The sequence below is a fragment of the Vibrio sp. 10N.222.48.A3 genome (assembly GCF_041475345.1).
Lineage (GTDB): Bacteria > Pseudomonadota > Gammaproteobacteria > Enterobacterales > Vibrionaceae > Vibrio > Vibrio tasmaniensis_A.
Window position 1 is genome coordinate 1 of sequence record NZ_JBFRVX010000964.1, and the last position, 2196, is coordinate 2196.

Annotated in this window: 2 protein-coding genes and 1 pseudogene; 2 read left to right on the top strand and 1 reads right to left on the bottom strand. The window is 43.1% G+C overall.

Annotated features, from left to right (window positions below; genetic code table 11):
- Positions 1–225 (bottom strand): annotated as a pseudogene (locus AB4653_RS22465) (AAA family ATPase); the annotation flags it as partial.
- 287 nt (positions 226–512) lie between these two features.
- Between AB4653_RS22465 and AB4653_RS22470 the strand changes: the two are divergent.
- Positions 513–1028 (top strand): NUDIX hydrolase, encoded by a 516-nt coding sequence (locus AB4653_RS22470; protein ID WP_009845430.1) that lies wholly within the window; start codon positions 513–515, stop codon positions 1026–1028.
- A gap of 39 nt (positions 1029–1067) precedes the next feature.
- Positions 1068–2072 (top strand): low-specificity L-threonine aldolase, encoded by a 1005-nt coding sequence (gene ltaE / locus AB4653_RS22475; protein WP_009845431.1) that lies wholly within the window; start codon positions 1068–1070, stop codon positions 2070–2072.
- Positions 2073–2196 lie beyond the last annotated feature (124 nt).

Sequence of the window (2196 nt, forward strand, 5' to 3'; positions counted from 1 at the left end):
GTAGCTACTGTTGTCAAAAGCCTGGATGAGGCGTTTAGCGATAAGGCTTTTTGCGATACCCGGAGGGCCCAATAGGAACACACTTTCGCCAGCCAGAGCCGCCAGTAAACAAAGCTTAATGGTGTCTTCTCTTTCATAAACGCCATCAGAGAGAGCATGCGCTAATTTATTGATTCTTTCAGAGAGTAGCGCCTTGTCAGCATGTGAGGAAATAGAAGGGTTCATGCGTTACTCCGAAAATCTTTGAACAGTTGAGAGTGTAGATACGTTTTTATACATTTGTTAGCACTTTGTTACAAGTATCTTTTATTATTTAGTTGCCTTTATATCAGATGGTTAAGCTGCAATTTTCGCGCAATCATAGATTCCAATTATGAGAGTAGCATCACGAATGGTGTGAAACTAAATCTATTGTTAACCCTAATTTTTCTTTTATTTTCGACACCATAGACGTTATGGTGGTACACGTCTTCAGTTATAAGAAAAATTGGCAAGGAAAGTGGCCAGATTGCATGAGTAAAGTTATCCATCAATGGAAAAGTATTTCTCTTATAGAAGAGAACGTGACGCTCCCTACGAACGTCGTGGTAAAACATACAACAATAAACCACCCCGGCGCGGCCGTTATTCTTCCTATCACTTCGTCTGGAAAAATCATCCTCATTAACCAGTTTCGTCCTTCTCTTAAAAAATGGCTTTTGGAACTCCCTGCTGGCACGATGGAAATTGATGAGACACCTCTTCAATGTGCACAACGCGAACTCGAAGAAGAAACGGGTTACAGTGCAACTTATTTCCAGAGCTTGGGACAAGTTACCCCTTTAGCTGGCTTCTGTGATGAGATCCAACACTTGTTCATCGCAAAAGACTTAAGCCTTACTACCCGCTTTGAATGTGATGAAGATGAAGTAATAGAGGTTATCGAACTTAGCTTGGAAGAACTGCAACATAAAATTCGCAACGATCAAATTACCGATACCAAAACCATCGCTTGTTTAAGCAAAGCCCAACTATGTGGCCATCTATAGCCAATTATATGACTACCTAAAGTACTCTAGGAGAGAAACATGGACTTTCGTTCTGACACCGTAACTAAACCTTCGCAAGCTATGCGTGATGTAATGGCAAATGCAGAAGTAGGCGATGATGTATATGGCGATGACCCAACCGTCAACGAACTGGAACAATGGGCTGCAAATGAAACCGGTTTTGAAGCGGCTATGTTCACTTCTTCCGGCACACAGGCCAACCTACTGGGTTTAATGGCGCACTGTGAGCGTGGTGACGAATACCTTTGTGGCCAACAAGCGCACAACTACAAATACGAAGCTGGCGGCGCTGCAGTATTAGGCTCGATTCAACCTCAGCCAATCGAGAACAACCCTGACGGCACGTTAGATTTTAAAAAGCTTGCTGCAGCGATTAAGCCAGACGACAGCCACTTTGCTCGTACTAAGCTTCTTAGTTTAGAAAACACAATCAATGGTAAAGTGCTGCCAGTCTCTTACCTAGCGGAAGCGCGTGAGTTCGTAAACCAACACGGCCTGCAAATGCACTTAGATGGCGCGCGTGTCTATAACGCGGCGGCTGCACTAGATGTTCACATTAAAGAGATCGCACAACACTTCGATTCGATGACAATTTGTTTATCAAAAGGTTTGGGTGCTCCGATTGGCTCTCTACTTCTTGGTAGCAAAGCGTACATCGCTAAAGCTCGTCGATTGCGTAAAATGGTCGGTGGTGGTATGCGTCAGGCTGGTATTCTTGCTGCAGCAGGTAAAATGGCGCTCACGGAGAACGTGGCTCAACTTAAAGTAGACCATGAAAACGCAAAAAAACTAGCGATTGGTCTAAGCAAGTTAGAAGGTTTCTCAGTTAACCCTGATTTCATTCAGACTAATATTGTGTTTGCGAAGTTAGATCAGTCGATTGATATTAACCGTATCGCACGGGAGTTAGGAGAGCAAGGCATTACAATGTCACCAGGTAACCCTGTACGTTTTGTTACTCATAGAGATATCAGTTCAAAAGACATCGCGACTTTCCTAACTAAGTTGGAAAGTGCGCTTTAACGCTGAACAAGATTCGCATTAAAGCAATTAAGACTAGAGCTTCCCTTACGAAGCTTTAGTCTTTTAAAAAAATCATTCACCTCTTCCACCGAAAAATAGCCACCTCACCTATACCTATACCTAT